General features: G+C 53.9%; 21 protein-coding genes. 9 read left to right on the forward strand and 12 right to left on the reverse strand.

Going from position 1 to position 19,172, the window contains the following annotated elements:
• Positions 1-46 precede the first annotated feature (46 nt).
• The 5 genes from C5523_RS27405 (at position 47) to C5523_RS12385 (ending at position 4,661) form a co-directional block, all read left to right on the forward strand.
• Positions 47-223, forward strand: coding sequence for a hypothetical protein (locus C5523_RS27405; protein ID WP_172960889.1), 177 nt, complete (start codon positions 47-49; stop codon positions 221-223).
• A gap of 16 nt (positions 224-239) precedes the next feature.
• Positions 240-1,307 carry an AI-2E family transporter gene (locus C5523_RS12370; protein ID WP_039078864.1) on the forward strand — a complete coding sequence of 356 codons (1,068 nt, stop codon included), beginning with the start codon at positions 240-242 and terminating at the stop codon, positions 1,305-1,307.
• A 402-nt stretch (positions 1,308-1,709) separates the two neighbouring features.
• Positions 1,710-2,072 carry a multidrug/spermidine efflux SMR transporter subunit MdtJ gene (gene mdtJ / locus C5523_RS12375; protein WP_039078836.1) on the forward strand — a complete coding sequence of 121 codons (363 nt, stop codon included), beginning with the start codon at positions 1,710-1,712 and terminating at the stop codon, positions 2,070-2,072.
• Positions 2,059-2,388 (forward strand): multidrug/spermidine efflux SMR transporter subunit MdtI, encoded by a 330-nt coding sequence (gene mdtI / locus C5523_RS12380; RefSeq protein ID WP_071195520.1) that lies wholly within the window; start codon positions 2,059-2,061, stop codon positions 2,386-2,388. The genes mdtJ and mdtI overlap by 14 nt, the downstream gene beginning before the upstream one ends.
• 110 nt (positions 2,389-2,498) lie before the next feature.
• Complete coding sequence (locus tag C5523_RS12385; protein ID WP_108701212.1) at positions 2,499-4,661, forward strand: bifunctional diguanylate cyclase/phosphodiesterase; 2,163 nt, start codon at positions 2,499-2,501, stop codon at positions 4,659-4,661.
• Positions 4,662-4,663: 2 nt separating this feature from the next.
• Here C5523_RS12385 and C5523_RS12390 read toward each other — a convergent pair whose 3' ends face one another.
• From C5523_RS12390 to C5523_RS12405, 4 genes are all read right to left on the reverse strand, one after another.
• Positions 4,664-5,485 (reverse strand): serine protease, encoded by an 822-nt coding sequence (locus tag C5523_RS12390; RefSeq protein WP_108701213.1) that lies wholly within the window; start codon positions 5,483-5,485, stop codon positions 4,664-4,666.
• Positions 5,486-5,761: 276 nt separating this feature from the next.
• Complete coding sequence (gene asr / locus C5523_RS12395) at positions 5,762-6,163, reverse strand: acid resistance repetitive basic protein Asr (protein ID WP_039078840.1); 402 nt, start codon at positions 6,161-6,163, stop codon at positions 5,762-5,764.
• Positions 6,164-6,465: 302 nt separating this feature from the next.
• Entirely contained in the window at positions 6,466-6,936 is a 471-nt protein-coding gene (locus tag C5523_RS12400; protein WP_172960890.1) for a GNAT family N-acetyltransferase, read from the reverse strand.
• Between the two features lie 68 nt (positions 6,937-7,004).
• Positions 7,005-8,492: a carboxypeptidase M32 gene (locus C5523_RS12405; RefSeq protein ID WP_108701214.1), complete on the reverse strand. Its 1,488-nt coding sequence runs from the start codon at positions 8,490-8,492 to the stop codon at positions 7,005-7,007.
• A gap of 202 nt (positions 8,493-8,694) precedes the next feature.
• On the opposite strand from C5523_RS12405, the gene C5523_RS27990 reads away from it, so the two are divergent.
• Positions 8,695-8,754, forward strand: coding sequence for a KPN_01571 family protein (locus tag C5523_RS27990; protein ID WP_369944944.1), 60 nt, complete (start codon positions 8,695-8,697; stop codon positions 8,752-8,754).
• A gap of 64 nt (positions 8,755-8,818) precedes the next feature.
• Here C5523_RS27990 and C5523_RS12410 read toward each other — a convergent pair whose 3' ends face one another.
• Entirely contained in the window at positions 8,819-10,069 is a 1,251-nt protein-coding gene (locus C5523_RS12410) for an MFS transporter (RefSeq protein WP_039078843.1), read from the reverse strand.
• A gap of 108 nt (positions 10,070-10,177) precedes the next feature.
• On the opposite strand from C5523_RS12410, the gene C5523_RS12415 reads away from it, so the two are divergent.
• The 3 genes from C5523_RS12415 to bioD all read left to right on the forward strand — a co-directional run bounded on the left by C5523_RS12415 (position 10,178) and on the right by bioD (position 13,246).
• Positions 10,178-11,074, forward strand: a complete 897-nt coding sequence (locus tag C5523_RS12415; RefSeq protein WP_079498191.1) for a LysR family transcriptional regulator — start codon at positions 10,178-10,180, stop codon at positions 11,072-11,074.
• A 130-nt stretch (positions 11,075-11,204) separates the two neighbouring features.
• On the forward strand, positions 11,205-12,425 hold the full coding sequence (mlc, locus tag C5523_RS12420) for a sugar metabolism global transcriptional regulator Mlc (protein ID WP_039078845.1): 1,221 nt from the start codon (positions 11,205-11,207) through the stop codon (positions 12,423-12,425).
• 125 nt (positions 12,426-12,550) lie between these two features.
• On the forward strand, positions 12,551-13,246 hold the full coding sequence (gene bioD, locus C5523_RS12425; RefSeq protein ID WP_039078846.1) for a dethiobiotin synthase: 696 nt from the start codon (positions 12,551-12,553) through the stop codon (positions 13,244-13,246).
• Between the two features lie 106 nt (positions 13,247-13,352).
• Here bioD and osmV read toward each other — a convergent pair whose 3' ends face one another.
• From osmV to C5523_RS12460, 7 genes are all read right to left on the reverse strand, one after another.
• A complete protein-coding gene (osmV, locus tag C5523_RS12430) occupies positions 13,353-14,501 on the reverse strand; it encodes an osmoprotectant ABC transporter ATP-binding protein OsmV (protein ID WP_071195527.1) in 1,149 nt (382 codons plus the stop codon).
• Positions 14,501-15,148 carry an osmoprotectant ABC transporter permease OsmW gene (osmW, locus tag C5523_RS12435; RefSeq protein WP_039078848.1) on the reverse strand — a complete coding sequence of 216 codons (648 nt, stop codon included), beginning with the start codon at positions 15,146-15,148 and terminating at the stop codon, positions 14,501-14,503. The genes osmV and osmW overlap by 1 nt, the downstream gene beginning before the upstream one ends.
• A 9-nt stretch (positions 15,149-15,157) precedes the next feature.
• Positions 15,158-16,060: an osmoprotectant ABC transporter substrate-binding protein OsmX gene (osmX, locus tag C5523_RS12440; RefSeq protein WP_071195528.1), complete on the reverse strand. Its 903-nt coding sequence runs from the start codon at positions 16,058-16,060 to the stop codon at positions 15,158-15,160.
• Positions 16,061-16,086: 26 nt separating this feature from the next.
• Positions 16,087-16,797, reverse strand: coding sequence for an osmoprotectant ABC transporter permease OsmY (osmY, locus tag C5523_RS12445; protein WP_108701215.1), 711 nt, complete (start codon positions 16,795-16,797; stop codon positions 16,087-16,089).
• 255 nt (positions 16,798-17,052) lie between these two features.
• Positions 17,053-17,667, reverse strand: a complete 615-nt coding sequence (dmsD, locus tag C5523_RS12450) for a Tat proofreading chaperone DmsD (protein ID WP_108701216.1) — start codon at positions 17,665-17,667, stop codon at positions 17,053-17,055.
• Positions 17,668-17,687: 20 nt separating this feature from the next.
• Complete coding sequence (locus C5523_RS12455; RefSeq protein WP_108701217.1) at positions 17,688-18,545, reverse strand: dimethyl sulfoxide reductase anchor subunit family protein; 858 nt, start codon at positions 18,543-18,545, stop codon at positions 17,688-17,690.
• 1 nt (position 18,546) lies between these two features.
• Positions 18,547-19,164: a DMSO/selenate family reductase complex B subunit gene (locus C5523_RS12460; RefSeq protein ID WP_079498197.1), complete on the reverse strand. Its 618-nt coding sequence runs from the start codon at positions 19,162-19,164 to the stop codon at positions 18,547-18,549.
• Positions 19,165-19,172: the final 8 nt, after the last annotated feature.

Consider the following 19,172-nt stretch of genomic DNA (forward strand, 5'->3'; position numbering starts at 1 on the left):
GGAGTACCGATCAAGCCGCCTCGCTGCGATTTTTGTGAAGAGATTGATGACACAAGGATTTTTGTTGGATGATGAAAAAATGCGCGACTCGGGTATTTCTGGCCCTCGTCTGGCCGCAGGCAACCATGAGAATAATAAGGGAAAAAACGCTATTTTATTATTTCGCGGCGGCGGACGTTTTTTACATTCACTGGTCCAGCCACTACACTTAGCAGCAGTTTAACCATTGGATGGCGAAAATGACGGCATTGAAAACCCATAATTTCTTTTTTATCGTTCTGTTGTTGCTGGTCAGTGTGGCGTTTTTTAGCCTGATCCAGCCGTACTATGCAGCCATTATCTGGGCTGTTATTCTGGCGCTTATTTTTTATCCGCTGCGGGTGAAATTATCCGCCTGGTTACGGGGGCGTGACGGTATTGCTTCGTTGCTGACCGTACTGCTTATCTGCGTGTTGGTTTTTATTCCATTAATGATTATTGTTACGTCACTGATTGCGGAAATTAATGCGCTTTATCAACGGTTGCAAAATAACGCCACGGATTTACCACAACTCTTTACTGACAGTATTAGTTATCTGCCCGGCTGGGCGCAGGGATATTTACGTGAAAATGACTTTGACTCTGTTGGTGCCATTCGCGAAAAATTATCCGGTGTGGCGCTGAGCTCCGGGCGATATCTGGCGGGCAGCGCGGTGATTATTGGTAAAAATACCCTGAGTATTACCGTCAGTTTCTGTCTGATGGTCTATCTGCTGTTCTTTTTACTGAAAGACGGCTCCCGGCTGGTTCGCAGAATATTTACGGCTATTCCGCTGACGGATAAAATCAAACGCCGCCTGTTCCATAAATTTGCCAGCGTCTCCCGCGCCACGGTGAAAGGGACACTGGTGGTAGCAATTGTGCAGGGGGCACTGGGAGGCTTCGGCTTCTGGTTTTCCGGCATTAACGGCAGCCTGTTGTGGGGGTCGCTGATGGCATTCATGTCGCTGATCCCGGCGGTGGGTACGGCGCTTATCTGGGTTCCGGCGGCTATTTTTCTCTTCTCCACCGGGGAAATTATCACCGGTACAATGATGACGCTCTATTTTGTCGTGGTGGTCGGGCTGGCTGATAATATCCTGCGGCCATTATTAGTCGGCAAAGATACCCGGATGCCCGATTATTTAATTTTGCTGACTACGCTTGGCGGGTTGCAATTCTTTGGCATTAACGGTTTTGTGCTGGGGCCAATGATTGCCGGGCTGTTTATTGCATCGTGGAATTTACTCGCCGAAGACCGTGCGCTGGCAATGAAATCGGAACAATAATTTGTATTGCCGCCGCCGATATTTTTCACCGGCGGCTGTGATGCCATTTCCACAAACCTGGTGAGCACAGGTAAAGAAGTGAAAAGAATTTGAGGAAAAACAGGGCCTGTGGTAGAAATAGAGCGTGTTTTACTACTGAGGACAATCGTTCCGCCGCGATGAGAAGCAATGTGCGGATATTGTAATTTTATGGATAATTTGTTCAGGACGTTCATCTCTGGCTTTTCCCGTCTTACTTCTTCTGTCTTTCTGCTTTCCGGCGAACAACACTGGCGCTCGGCGCTATAGTCCTTTTCTCTCTGCTTAGGTTCGCGTAAATCACGCGACTTTCATTTTTTACGCACCGGGTTTTCCGTTAGGGAAGAACCCTGCAGAATTATATTCTCAAGCAGGAGAAGCATGATGATTTACTGGATATTATTAGCGCTGGCCATTGTGGCTGAAATAACCGGCACATTATCAATGAAGTGGGCAAGTGTGACCAACGGACACGCCGGTTTTATTCTGATGCTGGTGATGATTGCACTGTCATATATTTTATTATCATTCGCGGTTAAAAAGATTGCCCTCGGGGTGGCCTACGCCCTGTGGGAGGGGATCGGTATTTTATTGATCACCCTGTTTAGCGTTGTGTTGTTTGATGAAGCGCTCTCCCCGATGAAAATTGCCGGGCTGATGACGTTGGTGGTCGGGATTGTGCTTATCAAATCGGGCACCCAGAAAGCGGCTAAGACGCCGCAGGAGCGCCGCAATGCAACAGTTTGAGTGGGTTCACGGCGCCTGGCTGGCGGTGGCCATTGTGCTGGAGATCGTCGGCAATATTTTCCTTAAATTTTCAGCCGGTTTTCGCCATAAATTATACGGAATTGGCTCGCTGGTGGCGGTGCTTGGTGCCTTTGCTGCGCTGTCTCAGGCAGTAAAAGGGATAGATTTGTCAGTAGCTTACGCGCTCTGGGGTGGGTTCGGCATTGCCGCGACCCTGGCGGCGGGCTGGATCCTCTTCGGCCAGCGCCTGAATAATAAAGGCTGGATGGGGGTTATCTTACTGATTGTGGGTATGATACTAATAAAACTCGCCTGATGTGATCGCTGCCCGAATCAGAGGCAGCGAAATCCACCGACTGTATTACGCTTAGTTAACGGAAGTCCTCAACTGGCTGTTTTTCCTGTTAAGGATAGAGGGGGCAGTGCATGTTGAACCCATTTAGCTGGCGGAATATCCCGAATGCCAAAACCCTGTTCGTCATGATCTTCCTGGCAGGGATTGGGCTTATTTTTTCTATCGTTGCGCTGCTCTACCTTTCATTACATCTGATCAGTAGCAAAGCCAACGAAATTGATGAACACCGCACCGTACTGTCCGTGCAGGGGGCGATTCAGACCTCGGTAAATCGCGTGCGCTCGCTGGTCATTGATAACGCCGTCTGGGATGACGCGGTGCGGGAAGCGTATCGCCCACAGCTTGATACACAATGGCTCTACAAAACCTGGGGTGAGGGATTTAAAGTCAATAATCTCTATGACGGCACCTTTATTCTTGATGAAAACTTCAACGTCTTATGGGGAGCGTTTCACAGCGCCACATTTACGGAACATTCGCTCGATTTTTTTGGCAAGGGTTTACAGGCGCTCATCCGTAATAATTCGGCTTCACTGATTTCCAGTAATGACATTTATGCCGGGATTACCCGTACCCGCAGCGGCACCGCATTTATAGGGATAGGCCTTGTCCGCCCGATGGTGGGTAATTTAGCGGTTAATGATAATACCCGGCGTTATCTGGTGATTACCCGCCACCTGAATACACAAATCCTTAAAGAGCTGGGCGATACCTTCCAGATAGCCGATTTAGCGTTCACGGAGCAGAAGCCGGATGAATTCGCCGTGCCGCTGGAAAGTTCGGCGGGGGAGGTGCTGGGCTGGTTAGACTGGTCACGGCGCCTGCCGGGCGCGGAAGCTGCCGAGGCGGCCTCTGCCAATATTCGTCAAATCGCCCTGCTGGCATCGGGATTGATCCTCCTGTTTATTCTCCTGAGCAGCGCCGGGTTGTATAAGCTGGCGAAAGGGGAAAATATTGCCCGTCGGATTGCCTTAACCGACTGGCTGAGCCACCTGCCTAATCGCCGCGCCCTGATTGAACATCTCGATAAACTCGCCGCGCGGGGCGACACCAGTATGATGAGCGTCGCCTTTGTCGATCTTGATGGGTTCAAGGATGTGAACGACATTTACGGGCATGACGTGGGGGACCGCCTGATCAGAACCATCGCCCAGACGTTACGGGAGAAAGTGCCGACGCAGGGGATGCTGGCGCGGATGGGGGGCGATGAGTTTGCCATGACCATTGGCGGCCCCTGGGCAGAGGAGCAGACCGCGAGATTTGCCGGGCACGTGCTGGCGTATCTGAATAACCCCATCCAGGTGGGAGAGCGGACGATCCATATTGGCGCCAGTATTGGCATCGCCAGCGGCACGCTGGTGGAGTGCACCAGTACTGAGCTTTTCCGCCGTGCCGATATCGCCATGTATCACTCAAAAAGTATCGGCAAAGGGCGCATCACGCATTACGATGCGGCGCTGAACAGTGCTCGCGAGCGGCAGTTGCTGATTGAAAATGATATCCGTAACGGTATGGAACGCGATGAATTCGATGTCTGGTATCAGCCCATTGTGGATGCGCGTAGCTTGGCGATGGTTGGCGTCGAAGCACTTGTCCGCTGGCCGCGCCGCCCGGGTGGCGAACTTAAACCCGATGATTTTATTGTGATTGCGGAAACTAGTGGCCTGATTTACGAACTGGGGCAATTTGTTCTGCGTCGTGCCTGTAACGATCTGCAGGCGTATAGCGATTTAAAATTGTCGGTAAATATCTCCCCGGCGCAATTTCGCGACCCGGATTTTGAAGATAAGGTGGCGAAGGTGCTGAAAAGTACGCGCTTCCCGCCAGCACGTCTGCAACTGGAAGTGACCGAAACCTATGTAGTGGAAAATCCGGAGCGCGCACATATCGCTATTACCACCCTGAAAGCGCTGGGCATGTCGGTCGCATTGGACGATTTTGGTACCGGATACTCCAGTATCGGCTACCTGAGACGCTTTAATTTTGAAACGATCAAAATTGATAAATCCCTGGCCGGGCTGGTAGATGATGATGAACAAGCCTCGGCGCTGGTGAGCGGCACAATTCGTATCGCCAGTGCGCTGGGAATGATGGTGGTGGCCGAAGGCGTGGAAAATGAAAAGCAGATGAAGATGCTACGATTGGCCGGTTGCGACCAGTTACAAGGCTACTGGTTTAGCGAACCCATGCCGCTGGACGACATTTTGCATTTTCGTCATCTGCGGCAGGGCTGATTTTACTCTTTTGCCAGCGCTTCGAGTTTGTCACGAAAACCGGTCACCGAAATGGCCCGGTTGTCGGCGCGCCAGCGATCTTTGGCGGCCGGGGCTGAACTCTGGACCGCAATAAGCTGCCAGCCTTCGGCGGTTTTCAGCATCAACGGCGAGCCGCTGTCGCCGGGCAGCGTGTCGCATTGATGCGACAGAACGCTGTTTTGCGCCCAGCCGGTAACAACGCAGTTTTCGTGGCTGTAGAGCGTGTCCAGATGATCGGCCGGATAACCCGACTGCGTCACTTTGCGCTCTGCCACTTTGAGCGCATCCGTCAGCGCCGCTTTATCACCCACAAACAGCGGTAACGGCGTAATGCCGGATGGCGGGTTGCGCAGCACAACCAGCCCAAAATCCCAAGGTGCCGCGGATGACGGCACGATCCAGCCATCGCCATCGGGTTTCAACCTTTTACCCAGCGACGGATCGACGCGCCCTTCGATGCCGTGGATTTCATAACGCCAGGTTCCTTTCTGCGAAACAAACCGCAGCGCTACCGCTTTATCCGGTTTGCCGTTCGGCGGCGTCAACAGACAATGCCCGGCGGTTAAGGCCAGGTGAGGCGAAATAAGCGTCGCGGTACATAAATTACCGCTTGCTGTTTCCAGTTGCCCAATCGCATCCCAGGGGGAGCGGGTCGGAGTGGTCACGCGAACGCGATCATCATGACCAAAGAACAGCGTCTTGATCTGAGCCGCATCAATGGTGTCATCATCACCATCGTCGGCATGTCCGTAAGCAGAAAAGAGAAAAAACGATCCCAGCAATAGCACAACGGTTTTTCGCATATCACACTCTGGTGGGGTAATTATGATTATTAAATGTGAACCCAAGTTTATAAACTATAGACGGGGCGAGAAAAAAGTGGGAGTAAAATCAGCGTGCTACATCAGGAAAGAAAAAGCCGAAGGGCAATGAGCGCGCAGACAATCAGCATTAACAGGATGAACTCGAAACGATAACGTCGCAGCATAGGCCCTCCAGAGAAAAACGGCGCTTCACCTCAGGGTTCAGCGCCGACGATTTACTCAGCCTGTACAGCAGGCGGGGTATTACACGGTAACTTATGCAGCCGGTTGAGCAGCTGGTTTAGTTGCAGTGTGTTTTACGTGTTTTTTATGGTGTTTTTTAGCAGCCTGAGCTTTCTGCTCTACAGCCGGTTTAGCCGCTGCTTTTTTGTGGTGTTTTTTCTTAGCAGCCTGAGCTTTCTGCTCTACAGCTGGTTTAGCTGCTGCTTTTTTGTGGTGTTTTTTCTTAGCGGCCTGAGCTTTCTGTGCAACGGTTTTTTTCTTGTGAACTTTTTTCGCATGCGTGGTTTTAGCCGGGGCAGCAGCAGGTGCAGCGGCCGGAGCAGCAGTAGTGGTGGTGGTAGCCGGAGCTGCAGTTGTGGCTGCGGTATCAGCAGCGAACGCAACAGAAGACAGACCCATAGCAGCGGCAACAACCAGAGCTAATACTTTTTTCATTCTGATATCCTCGAATTTGGTTTCATTGTTCAACCCCACTGCGGGGCCGTTGAAGAGACTATACCGACAGCGATGATCTCTTTCCGTGAGTGATTGGTTTCGGCGTGTAACGGGATGTACAAACGAGGCGGGGGGCGCAGAACGTAGTCTTTGTTAGATGATGAAAGTGTTTATTTTCAGAGGGTTAGTTTTATTGTTATCAGTTGATCAAGGTACACCCGCAAGGTGGACGTCATCGTTATTGTACGAATAAAGCCAGAAAGGGGGGCTGAAAGCCAGTACAGAGTCCCCCCCGGCATGATTCAAAGCAATTTATTCATGTTATAGCCGGTGACCTGGTAGCCATTCGCTTCATAGACTTTTTTGGCATGCGCATTTTCGGCGGCGACGCGTAATTTGATTTGCCGGATACCTTCGCCTGCCAGCAGAGCCTCCAGACTTTGCATCGCGCGGCTACCGAGCCCTTTACCGCGAAACGCGGGCAGGAGGTAAAAGTCATAAATAAATGCCGATTGATCCTCCCCATTCGCCCGGTACCATAAATAGCCAATCAGCACTTCGCTGCCGTTATCTGTATGCACGATGCTTTTCAGGCTTTGACCTTGCGTTTTCACACCGTCGGGCAGGCTGGTGGCAATTTCCCGTTTTGCCTGCGCCAACGCCGCATCCTGGGAGAGGTGATAATTAGCGGCAATCTCCGCAGCATAGTCGGGAATAAAATAGGCCAGAAAGCCTGCGAATTCCGTTTCAGACATGGGGTGAAGCACAACCATATTTTTGCCTTTCAAAGTGAGGGGCTGGCACAGTTCAGCGCGCGGTGCGTGAACTGTGCCGGGGATGATTACAAATAACGCGCCGTTAAATGCTGGCGGAAATAGCGGCTGTTCAGCGCCTCGCCAGTGGCCTGTTCGATCAACTGCGAGGTGGAGAAACGGCTGCCGTGCTGCCAGATATTCTGCCGCAGCCAGTCAAACAGTGCGGAAAAATCACCTTGCGCAATAGCTTCGCCCAGCCCTGGCAGGGCATTTCGCGCGGCCTGGAAAAGCTGAGCGGCATACATCGCGCCAAGCGTATACGACGGGAAGTAGCCAAACCCGCCGTCCGTCCAGTGGATATCCTGCATACAGCCGTTACGGTAGTTACCTTCGGTGGACAAGCCCAGCCATGCCTGCATTTTTTCATTCCACAGGGCGGGGATATCGTCCACCTCTATCTCGCCGTTAATCAATGCTCGCTCAATTTCATAACGCAGGATCACATGGGCCGGATAGCTGACTTCATCGGCATCGACGCGGATAAAACCGGGTTTAACGCGCTGGTTCCAGGCGATGAAGTTACTTTCTTCAAACGCGGGTTGTGCGCCGAAATGTTGAATAATCGCGGGCAGCAGACGTTTCAGGAAGGCTTCGCTGCGGCCAAGCTGCATTTCAAAAAACAGACTTTGCGACTCATGGATGGCGGTAGAACGCGCCAGCGCGACCGGCTGCCCCAGCCACTGACGCGGCAGGTTTTGCTCATAGCGGGCGTGCCCGGTTTCATGCACCACGCCAAACAGCGCACTCAGCAGTTCATTTTCATCATAACGGGTGGTGATGCGGACATCTTCCGGCACGCCGCCGCAGAACGGATGCGCGCTGACGTCGAGACGCCCGGCGTTAAAATCGAAACCGAGTAGCGTCATGGCTTCCAGCCCCAGTTCGCGCTGGGTGGCGACCGGGAACGGGCCGACGGGGGCAATCAGCGTTTCACGCGATTGCTTGTCAACCACGCGCTGCAGCAGGTCCGGGAGCCAGGATTTTAGATCGGCGAACAGGACGTCCAGGCGGGCGCTGGTCATGTCCGGTTCGAAAATATCCAGCAGCGCGTCATACGGTGAGCAGCCTTTTGCCTGGGCGCGGATCTTCGCCTCTTCGCGGCTGAGTTTTACTACCTCTTTCAGATTTGCGCTGAACCCGGCCCAGTCATTTGCCGGACGCTGAGTGCGCCAGGCATGTTCGCACTTGCTGCCCGCCAGTGCTTTGGCCTCCACCAGTGATTCCGGCAGCAGCGCGGCCTGCTGGTACTGGCGCGTCATCTCGCGCAGGTTGGCCTGCTCCACATCATTAAGTTCTTCTTGAAGTGCATTGCGCAGCCAGTCACCCACCTTTTTGTCGGTCAGGATTTGGTGCTGTAGCACCCCCAGTTCAGCCAGCGCCTCACCACGGGCGGTGCTGCCCCCCGGCGGCATCATGGCGAACATGTCCCATCCGGCGATGGCGGAGAGGTGCTGAAAACGGCTCAGGCGCGTGAAGGTGCGGGTAAGGGATTGATAGTTTTGATTGTTATCCATATTGCCTCTGCAAGCGGGTTCGGAACGATATGAATGAGAGTACAGAGATTCAGGCGCTTATCAATGGACAAACAAGATTATTCGTCGGGTTATGATAGGACATTACCAACTGAACCATAATGAAAAAGTCGCAGGTGATATACGTTGAATCAACCCTAAAGCCTAAATGATGAATCCCTTTGTGTGGATCTTATTTGCTCTTATGGTGCTTGACGCAGTACGTGAACTTTTAGGGGCATCGTCGATACTGGGGATGTTCTGATCTGCCAGGGCACAGAGCAAAAGCCCCGAAAATAGACCGGGGCTCTATGTTAACTCGTACCGCTTTAGCGTAAGCGGCGATGCAGTCTGCTGCCGACAAATAACGCCAGTAACAGCATCAGCGCAATAAAGCCGCCCACACCGTTCCAGCCATAGTTATGCCAGAACACACCACCGAGCGTACCCGCAATACTTGAACCCAGATAATAGCTGAATAAATACAGCGATGAAGCCTGCCCTTTGGCGCGGCGCGCGCGTGGGCCAATCCAGCTACTGGCGACGGAGTGGGAAGCAAAGAAACCGGCAGTAAAAAGCAGCATACCGATAAAGATCGCCCACAGTGAAGGAAGTAACGTTAATAAAAGACCGGAAAGCATAATTGCAATCGAGGCGACCATCACCGGCCCACGACCATATTTGGCGGTCATTGCTCCGGCGCGTGGCGAACTCCAGGTGCCGGTTAAATAGGCGACGGAAAGTAACCCCACCACCGCCTGGCTTAAAAACCACGGCGACTGCATTAACCGATAACCAATGTAATTAAACAGGGTAACGAACGAGCCCATTAACAGGAAACCCTCAAGGAATAATAAGGGCAATCCTTTATCGCGCCAGTGCAGGCGAAAATTAATGAACAGGGTGCGCGGGCGTAGCGAACTCGGACGGAAATGACGAGATTCCGGCAAAATACGCCAGAACATTAACGCGGAAGCCAGTGCAAAACAGCCAATTGCCGCCAGCGCGATACGCCAGTTAAAAAAATCAGTGAACACGCCGCTAATAAGGCGTCCGCTCATGCCGCCAATCGAGTTACCGCTAATGTACAGCCCCATGGAAAAGGCGACAAAGCTGGGATGGATCTCTTCACTAAGGTAGGTCATGCCCACGGCGGCAACTCCGCTCAGTGACAGCCCAATCAGGGCACGCATAATCAGAATGCCGTGCCAACTGGTCATCAGCGTTGAAAGCAGCGTACAGCATGAGGCCAGCAACAATGCCGTCACCATCACTTTCTTACGGCCAACCGCGTCTGATAACGGTCCGGTAAATAACAGACCGATGGCCAGCATGGCGGTAGAGATAGAGAGTGAAATACTGCTGTTTGCCGGGGAGACGCCGAACTCCTGCGACAGCACCGGCAAAATAGGCTGTACACAATAAAGCAGGGCGAAGGTAGCCAGTCCGGCGGAGAAGAGCGCCAGGGTGACGCGCATAAATTGGGGGGTACCACGTTTAATAAATTGTGTCGGCAAAGAACGATTATTTTCATCGACACCACTTGCCGGAAGAGTGTCAACGGTAGTTGTACGGCTCACTTGAAATCCTTAAGTTTACATCCCGGTCAGGCGGGGATGTATTTAAGGGTATGAAACGGCCATTGTTCTGTCTAATATATTAATAATCTCAAATGATATGTTTAAAATATGAATATCGAGCTTCGCCATCTCCGTTATTTTATTGCTGTCGCCGAAGAGCTGCATTTTGGTCATGCGGCGGCGCGGTTAAATATTTCCCAGCCGCCGCTGAGCCAACAAATCCAAATCCTTGAGCAGCAAATCGGCGCGAAGCTACTGGCGCGTACCAACCGCAGCGTATCGCTGACGCCCGCAGGCCGACAGTTTCTGGCAGACAGTCGGCAGATATTAAGCCAGGTAGATGATGCCGTTAGCCGGGCGTCCCGCCTGCATCAGGGGGAAACCGGCGATTTGCGCATTGGCTTTACCTCATCGGCACCGTTTATTAGCGCAGTGTCTGACACCCTGTCGTCGTTTCGCCAGTCTTACCCGGATGTGCATATCCAGACCCGGGAAATCAATACTCGTGAGCAAATAGCCCCGCTCAATGAGGGCAAGCTTGACCTTGGATTGATGCGCAATACCTTGCTGCCTGACACGCTGGCCTGGCAGGTGATTTTGCGCGAGCCGCTGCTGGCGATGATTCATCGCGATCACCCTTTAGCCGCGAAAAGCGGCGTATCGCTGGCCGAGCTGGCGCGGGAGCCGTTTGTCTTTTTCGACCCACATGTGGGAACCGGGTTGTATGACGATATTCTTGGGTTGTTGCGCCGTTATAACCTGACGCCGTCGATTACCCAGGAAGTGGGGGAGGCGATGACCATTATTGGGCTGGTGGCGGCAGGACTTGGGGTGTCGATTCTGCCTGCCTCATTTCGGCGCGTGCAACTGACAGAAATGCGTTGGGTACCGATCCTGGAAACGGATGCGGTATCGGAAATGTGGCTCGTATGGGCAAAGCATCATGAACAGGGAACAGCGGCACAGCGTTTCAGGCAGCAACTCATTTCTGCGGCGAATGCATAAAAAGTGGCCAGTATACGCCCGCAAAACGTGCGGTAAATCACAAGCCTACGTAAATATTTGACGGCGACTATTGAAGTGCTTCACCATATCCCAAAGTTTATTTCGAGCTCAAAAATAAAGGGAGTAAGAGGTGGTTGCTGATAGTCAGCCTGGGCATATTGATCAGATTAAGCAGACCAATGCAGGGGCTGTCTACCGCCTTATTGATCAGCTTGGCCCGGTGTCGCGCATCGATCTGTCACGTCTGGCGCAGCTTGCGCCGGCCAGTATTACCAAGATTGTGCGGGAAATGCTTGAAGCGCACCTGGTGCAGGAGACCGAAATTCAGGAGCCGGGAAGCCGCGGGCGGCCCGCCGTTGGGCTGGTGGTGGAGACCGAAGCCTGGCATTATCTCTCGCTGCGCATCAGTCGCGGGGAGATCTTCCTCTCTTTACGCGATTTAAGCAGCAAACTGGTGGTGGAAGAGCGTCAGGAGCTTCCGCTGACCGACGAAAAACCGTTGCTGCAGCGCATCATTGTTCATATCGATCAGTTCTTTATCCGCCATCAGCAGAAGCTAGAGCGGTTAACCGCCATTGCTATCACCTTGCCGGGGATTATCGACACGGAACATGGCATTGTGCACCGCATGCCGTTTTATGAAGACGTCAAAGATATGCCGTTGGGGGAAATGCTGGAACAGCACACCGGTGTGCCGGTCTATGTGCAGCATGATATCAGCGCGTGGACCATGGCAGAGGCGCTGTTTGGCGCGTCGCGCGGGGCGCGTGATGTTATCCAGGTGGTCATCGACCATAACGTTGGGGCCGGGGTTATTACCGATGGTCGCCTGCTTCATGCAGGTAGCAGTAGCCTGGTGGAGATCGGCCATACGCAGGTCGACCCATACGGTAAGCGCTGCTACTGCGGTAATCATGGGTGTCTGGAAACCATTGCCAGCGTGGAGAGTGTGCTGGAACTGGCGCAGCTACGCATGAGCCAGTCCATGAGCTCGATGTTGCATCAACAGCCGCTGACGGTAGAGTCGTTATGTGAAGCGGCTCAACAGGGCGATTTGCTGGCGAAAGACATTATCAGTGGCGTGGGGGCGAATGTTGGTCGCATTCTCGCCATCATGGTGAATTTATTCAATCCGCAAAAAATTCTCATTGGTTCGCCGCTCAGTAAGGCGGCGGATATCCTCTTCCCGGCGATTGCTGATTGCATTCGCCAGCAGGCGCTGCCCGCCTACAGCAAACATATCGCCGTCGAAAGCACACAATTCACCAATCAGGGCACTATGGCAGGTGCGGCACTGGTGAAAGACGCGATGTATAACGGATCTTTGTTGATTCGTTTGTTGCAGGGGTAACATTTTTACACTGTTCTACTAAAAATTGCGCTATCTCAAGCTGAACACCGCATCCCTAACGTAGACTTTCGCTACTGAATTATTTTCCTGATTTATATTTTCGTAGCATAACGGTGGAGTTAGCGATGCTTAAGCGTTTCTTTGTAACGGGTACTGATACGTCTGTCGGCAAGACAGTGGTGTCCCGCGCGCTGCTACAGGCGCTGGCCGCTTGCGGCAGTACCGTCGCGGGTTACAAGCCAGTCGCTAAAGGGAGTAAAGAGACGCCGGAAGGCCTGCGCAATAAAGACGCGCTGGTGCTGCAAAGCGTGTCTTCAATTGATTTACCGTATTCTGCTGTCAATCCCATTGCGTTTAGCGAAGATGAAAGTAGCGTGGCGCACAGTTCTGCGATTAATTACACCCTGTTGTCCAATGGCCTGGCCAGCCTGTGCGAGCAGGTTGATCATGTGGTGGTGGAAGGGACGGGCGGCTGGCGTAGCCTGATGAACGATCTGCGTCCGCTTTCCGAATGGGTTGTGCAAGAGCAAATGGGCGTGTTGATGGTGGTCGGGATACAGGAAGGGTGTATCAACCATGCGCTGTTGACCGCTCAGGCGATTGCCAGCGATGGTCTGCCGCTGATTGGCTGGGTGGCTAACCGCATTAACCCAGGGCTTGCGCATTACGCTGAAATTATTAATGTTCTCAGCCGCAAGTTGCCTGCGCCGCTGGTGGGTGAGTTACCTTATCTACCGCGTGCCGAACAGCGCGACCTCGCGCAGTATATCAATTTGCAGATGGCGAAAGGGATGCTGGCCGCCGAGCGTGTATTGGCGTAAACCGGCAGCCAGACCCGGATGGCGGCGCAAGCGCCTGATTCGGACTACGCGTTTGGTGCGGCACATACCTCATACGTAGCCCGGCTAAGCGTCGCGCCAGCCGGGGTCAGGCATCGCTGTGAATATTCAGCACCCGGCGTGTTTTGCCGGAGCTTAAATAATCTGCAATATAATCCTGTGAAATCTCCCCGTTGTAGCGCCCGGCTTCATCAACAATCGGCATCCAACTGGTATTACTCTCGTACAACTTCGACAATACCACGCGCAGATTATCCTCAGCTTTCCCGGTGATACGGAACGGATGCAGCAGTCCGGCGCAATCGCCCTGCGCGCCACGCGCTTCGCGACGCTTCACAAAACCCAGCGGTTTACCGTCGCCATCCACCACGGTAATCGCGCGAATATCGTTATCGTCCATCATCGCGAACGCTTCCTGAGCCGCCGTCGACTCACGTACCGTCAGCGTCGGCTGTTGGTCGGTGACATCACCTGCGGAAACCAGCAGCAGACGTTTCAATGTACGGTCCTGGCCGACAAAAGAGCCGACAAACTCGTTCGCCGGTTTGGCCAGTAACTCATCCGGGCTGGCGCATTGCACAATACGCCCCTGGCGGAACACCGCAATCCGGTCCCCCAGCTTTAACGCTTCATCTATATCGTGGCTGACCAGCATGACGGTCTTTTTCAGCGTGCGCTGCATCTCCAGAAACTGATTCTGGATAACCTCGCGGTTAATGGGATCGACCGCGCCGAACGGTTCATCCATCAGCAGGACCGGCGGATCCGCCGCCAGTGCGCGAATCACCCCGATACGCTGCTGCTGACCGCCGGACATCTCACGCGGATAGCGGTGAAGAAATTTTTTCGCATCCAGCGCCACCATATCCATTAACTCTTCGGCACGACGCTTACAGCGGTTTTTATCCCAGCCCAGCATGCGCGGCACCACGGTAATGTTCTCTTCAATGGTCATATTGGGAAACAGGCCGATCTGCTGGATAACATAGCCCAGATTACGACGCAGGCTGACAGTATCCATGTCGCTGGTATCTTTGTCATTGACCAGGATCTTACCGCTGCTGGGCATAATCAGGCGGTTAATCATCTTAAGCGTGGTCGTTTTGCCGCAGCCGGACGGGCCCAACAGTACGCACATTTCACCTTGCGGCACGTGCAGGTTGATATTGTCGACGGCCTTCACGGTCTGGCCGTTTTTCTGGGTGAATTGTTTAGTTAAATTTTCCAGTTTTATCATTATCGAATCCCCTTCGGTGTCAGAACCACCTGCAAGCGATGCAGTAACCAGTCGAGCACAATGGCCAGTAAACAGATCATCAGCGCCCCGGCAATTAACATGCGGATATCGCTGCCGCCGATACCATTGAGCAACAGTAGCCCCAGGCCGCCTGCGCCAATGACCGCCGCGATGGCCATAACGCCAATATTCATCACCACCGCAGTACGGATACCGCCGAAAATCACTGGCAGCGCCATGGGAATCTCTACCCAGCGCAGACGTTGCCAGAAGGTCATGCCAATGCCGCGCCCGGCTTCACGCAGGCCAGGAGGCAGACTGTCCAGCGCGGTATGGGTATTACGCACAATCGGCAGCAAGGAGTAGAGGAAGACGGCGGTGATAGCGGGCAGGGCGCCAATCCCCTGGCCGATCAGCGAGAAAAGCGGGATCATCAGGCCGAATAAGGCAATCGACGGGATGGTCAGCACAATCGTTGCCAGCCCCAGCACGGGCGTTGCCAGCCATTTATGCCTTACGATAAGGATCCCCAGCGGCACACCCGTCACAATTGCCAGACCGACCGCAAGCAGCACCAGCCAGAGGTGCTGGAAGGTGAGCATTGCCAGATAGCTCCAGTTATCCATCATGTAGTGAATCGTATCCATAGGCGCTCCTTACAGCAGACCTTTCTCACGCAGGAAGTCGTGCGCCACCTGCTGTGGCGTCTGATGGTCAATATCGACTTTTGCGTTGAGCGTCATGATGACGTCGTTGTTGAGCAGACCAGAAAGCGTATTAAGCGCCTCTTCCAGCCCCGGATTGGCCTCCAGCGTGTCTTTACGCACCACCGGCGTCACGGCATAGCTGGGGAAGAAGCCTTTATCATCTTTCAGCACTTTCAAATCGAAGCCTTTTACCCGACCATCCGTCGTGTAAACCAGACCGGCATCGACGAAGCCATCACGGACAGCGTTATAGACCAGCCCGGGGTCCATCTGACGGATTTGCGGCCTGTCCAGCTCAAGGTTATAGGCCTGCTGGAAGGGTTTCATACCGTCGCTACGCCCGGAGAATTCGAGATCCAGCCCCAGCATCCAGTTGTGTTTAGGATCGGTTTTTCGAATCTGCTCAATCTTCGCCACCATGTCAGACATGGTATTGATATGCTCGGCCTCGGCGCGTTTACGCTGCATCGCAAAGGCGTAGGTATTGTTCATATCGGCAGGTTTTAACCACACCAGGCCATGTTTTGCATCCAGCCGTTTTACCGTTTCGTAAGACTGTTCCGGCGTCATACGCTCTTTAATATGATTGAAGATAATCAGCGAGGTGCCGGTATATTCCCACGTCATATCAACCTGTTTATTGATCATCGCATTACGGGAAATCACCGTGGCAATGTTGGTTTGTGGCTGCACTTGAAACCCTTTCTTTTGCAGATACTGCACCGTCAGGGCCGAGAGAATATGCTGCTCAGTGAAGCTTTTGGTCGCCAGAATCAGTGGGGCGGCATGCACGCTTGCCGTAAAAAGCAGCGTGGCACTCAATAGCCCCAACAGGCGTGAAGTCAGTCTCATAGGGATTCCTTTTCTTATTATTGGGTTCAGGCTGAGTGAGGGCTCAGAAAACGCCCCAGCGCCGCCAGCAGCGTGTCCAGAATCAGGGCAAACAGCGCGGTTGCCGCCGCACCCAGAATCAAGGTCGGGAAATCGTTCAGATAGATACCCGGGAAGATCAGCTCGCCATAACTGCTGGCGCCGATTAAAAAGGCCAGCGGCGCGGTACCCACGTTGATGGCTGTGGCGATACGCACTCCGGAGAGGATAACCGGCAATGCATTGGGCAACTCCACCTGATACAGCCGTTGCCATTTGGTCATACCGATGCCGTTCGCGGCTTCCAGCAGCGATGCCGGAACCGAGCAGAGCCCCGCATAGGTGTTACGCACAATGGGCAGCAGTGAGGCCAGAAAAAGGGCGATAATGGCGGGTTTATCACCAATCCCGATGATGACCATCGCCAGTGCGAGTACGGCCAGCGGTGGCAGCGTGTTACCGACGTTAAAAATCTGCATCACGTATTCGGCGACACCGCGCGCAGCCGGGCGGCTAAGCGCAATCCCGCTGGGAATACCGACCAGCAGAGCAAAGAACATAGAGCTGAACACCAGTATCAAGTGTTGTTGCCCGAGATAGACCAAATCCACCTGGCGGGCTCTGATTGTATCCAGACCAATACCCCAAACCAGGAGCGCCAGTACGACGGCGATAGCCGCGATAAACAGCAGGGCGCGTGAGAGTGCGGAAGTGTGCATTGCAGTGTGTCTCCCTGTGTGCATGCGTTATGGCAACGGAGAGTTGCGTGTTGTTATGCCATGTTCGGCAGGGTATTTGAGCTATAGCAAGCACCTGGGAAGGATTCCAGTTTGGCGCGAATCTTTTAACCTGCGGATTTTGCGGAGGATTTACGCTATCGCTGATGGGATAACGGCTAAGAGGGGAACTAAAGAATTGTCTTAAAAATGCGCCCTTAAAGTGACGTTGTCACCTTAAGGGCGCATTGGCAGGGATTAACGCGATAACGCCTTTTGGGCAACCGGCATTAATAAACGGTTCTGCCAGTCGCTTAGTGTTAACCGGGCAAGCCTGCCCGCCGCCTGCCAGAACGGGTGACGGGCTTCCGCTACAAAAATCTCAAGAAAGCGTCCGGCCCAGGGCAGAAGATGCCAGGCAAGCAGCTCATCACAGGTGGCGTAGCGCTGATTCTCAACAAGCCAGGCTGCCAGCATCAGCAGAGTGCCAAAATGATCTTCCGGCTCATTCTGACTGGCCTCCCAGACGATGTGGTTGTCACGCATCCACTGGCGAAGCTCCAGCGTGGAGTCGCCAAAGAGTACGCTTTCTTTATCCAGCCAGACGGATCCCCAGGGCGGCGCAGGCAGCGCCCACGGGCCGATGAACAGCCGTTGCCAGGCCTCGGGAATTGTTTCATTGCTTTCTGCGCAAAATAACGGCACGAGCGGAGTCAACGCCTCCGGCGCCAGCGGCCATTGGGTTTGCCATTCCCCCTGGCGGAATGCGGCGATCAGCGCCTGCGTCTGTTCACTTTCCGGCGGGTAGTAAAACAGCGCCCCCAGAATGCGTGCCGAAAAGGCGAAATCGGCTGTGTAAAAAGTGTCAGTCATTACGTTCCCTGAATCTCTGCTTAACCTGCAACCGCCATACCGACAGTCATATGTAACCCATAGAACAGACCGCGCCCCACCAGTTCGCCTGCAACCACCAGTATGACACCGGCAAGCAGGCTGACAGCACGTGGCTGTTTTCGCATGATCAACGGACAGAGCCAACAGCCGAGACCCGCGGCCAGCAGGACCATGCGCCAGACCTGCATTTCACTCCAGGCTGGCACCAGCATGCTGGCCTGCTGCACGGAACTGTGGATCCCGGCAAGGCTCATCCCTTGCAGAATCACCAGACCGAGGCTTGCCAGCAGCGCCACCACGCTCAGCGAGGCGAAGGTCGCGCCATTGAACGTGACGTGCGCCAGACGCAGCAGCAATGCCGCCAGTAGCGGGCCACCGAGTAGCATCGTGAGGAAGAACCCGGCGGTGGTGTATCCGTTATGCCAGGTGGGTACCGTATCAATCTGATAGACACGACTCATAGCCCATACAAATACTACGCCCAGCACCATGCTGACCACCAGCCAGATTTTGCCCAGCGTAGCCGGCATTTTACCCAGCACTGTCACCAGCCACCAGAAGCCGCCTACGGCGAAGAAAATCGAGCCAGCGGCGATTTCGTTACTTAACGCAGAGGCGCCCACCCGGTTGAGTGAGTTCAGCGCGCGCATCGGTGAACCGAGGTGCATCATAGAGGCGATAAAGCCGATGCCCATTAACACCCAAAGAAAGAACATGCTCCGCGTAATTCGCTGCTGTCCGGGCGCATCGTTTTTCGCCGCCATCCAGCCCATCCCGGTGACGATAAGGCCACCTGCCACGCATTGCCCTAATACCGTGAACAGCACCAGCGGCCATTCATGCCATCCGTTACCCATCTCACACCTCCCGCGGGTTTGCCAGATAGCCGGTGGTATCCCCTGTCGGGCGGCTGTTGGCGTTAGGTTTAATCACGATGCACGGCTTCGTGAAGTGCGACGCCGGGAGCGGGGCGACAGCCGCCAGCTCACCGTATTTTTTACGCAGCTCTTCAATGGGACCGAAGTCCAGCGCACGCAGCGGGCAGGATTCCACGCAAATCGGCTTATGCCCCTCGGCGACACGACTGTAGCAGCCGTCGCATTTGGTCATATGGCCTTTTTCGGCGTTGAACTGCGGCGCGCCGTACGGACAGGCCATATGGCAGTAACGACAGCCGATGCAGATATCTTCGTCCACCACCACAAAGCCATCTTCGCGTTTGTGCATCGCCCCGCTGGGGCAGACTTTGGTACAGGCCGGATCCTCGCAGTGGTTACAGGCGATGGAGAGGTAATAGGCGAAAACGTTCTGGTGCCAGACGCCGTTATCCTCTTGCCAGTCTCCCCCCGCGTATTCGTAAATGCGGCGGAAGCTGACATCCGGCGTTAAATTCTTGTAATCCTTACACGCCAGCTCACAGGTTTTGCAGCCGGTGCAGCGCGCGGAGTCGATATAAAATCCATATTGTGTGGTCATCGGCTACT

It is taken from the genome of Phytobacter sp. SCO41, assembly GCF_003073275.1.
Taxonomy (GTDB): domain Bacteria; phylum Pseudomonadota; class Gammaproteobacteria; order Enterobacterales; family Enterobacteriaceae; genus Phytobacter; species Phytobacter diazotrophicus.

What these genes read in the sequence shown, in the direction of transcription:
- C5523_RS12405 (WP_108701214.1), bottom strand. Translation starts at nt 8,492, where the DNA reads ATGGATAACAATCAAAACTATCAATCCCTTACCCGCACCTTCACGCGC.
- C5523_RS27405 (WP_172960889.1), top strand. Translation starts at nt 47, where the DNA reads ATGACACAAGGATTTTTGTTGGATGATGAAAAAATGCGCGACTCGGGT.
- C5523_RS12390 (WP_108701213.1), bottom strand. Translation starts at nt 5,485, where the DNA reads ATGCGAAAAACCGTTGTGCTATTGCTGGGATCGTTTTTTCTCTTTTCT.
- C5523_RS12455 (WP_108701217.1), bottom strand. Translation starts at nt 18,545, where the DNA reads ATGGGTAACGGATGGCATGAATGGCCGCTGGTGCTGTTCACGGTATTA.
- dmsD (WP_108701216.1), bottom strand. Translation starts at nt 17,667, where the DNA reads ATGACTGACACTTTTTACACAGCCGATTTCGCCTTTTCGGCACGCATT.
- mdtJ (WP_039078836.1), top strand. Translation starts at nt 1,710, where the DNA reads ATGATTTACTGGATATTATTAGCGCTGGCCATTGTGGCTGAAATAACC.
- C5523_RS12400 (WP_172960890.1), bottom strand. Translation starts at nt 6,936, where the DNA reads ATGGTTGTGCTTCACCCCATGTCTGAAACGGAATTCGCAGGCTTTCTG.
- C5523_RS12415 (WP_079498191.1), top strand. Translation starts at nt 10,178, where the DNA reads ATGAATATCGAGCTTCGCCATCTCCGTTATTTTATTGCTGTCGCCGAA.
- osmY (WP_108701215.1), bottom strand. Translation starts at nt 16,797, where the DNA reads ATGCACACTTCCGCACTCTCACGCGCCCTGCTGTTTATCGCGGCTATC.
- bioD (WP_039078846.1), top strand. Translation starts at nt 12,551, where the DNA reads ATGCTTAAGCGTTTCTTTGTAACGGGTACTGATACGTCTGTCGGCAAG.
- osmW (WP_039078848.1), bottom strand. Translation starts at nt 15,148, where the DNA reads ATGGATACGATTCACTACATGATGGATAACTGGAGCTATCTGGCAATG.
- mdtI (WP_071195520.1), top strand. Translation starts at nt 2,059, where the DNA reads ATGCAACAGTTTGAGTGGGTTCACGGCGCCTGGCTGGCGGTGGCCATT.
- asr (WP_039078840.1), bottom strand. Translation starts at nt 6,163, where the DNA reads ATGAAAAAAGTATTAGCTCTGGTTGTTGCCGCTGCTATGGGTCTGTCT.
- C5523_RS12460 (WP_079498197.1), bottom strand. Translation starts at nt 19,164, where the DNA reads ATGACCACACAATATGGATTTTATATCGACTCCGCGCGCTGCACCGGC.
- osmX (WP_071195528.1), bottom strand. Translation starts at nt 16,060, where the DNA reads ATGAGACTGACTTCACGCCTGTTGGGGCTATTGAGTGCCACGCTGCTT.
- C5523_RS12385 (WP_108701212.1), top strand. Translation starts at nt 2,499, where the DNA reads ATGTTGAACCCATTTAGCTGGCGGAATATCCCGAATGCCAAAACCCTG.
- C5523_RS12370 (WP_039078864.1), top strand. Translation starts at nt 240, where the DNA reads ATGACGGCATTGAAAACCCATAATTTCTTTTTTATCGTTCTGTTGTTG.
- osmV (WP_071195527.1), bottom strand. Translation starts at nt 14,501, where the DNA reads ATGATAAAACTGGAAAATTTAACTAAACAATTCACCCAGAAAAACGGC.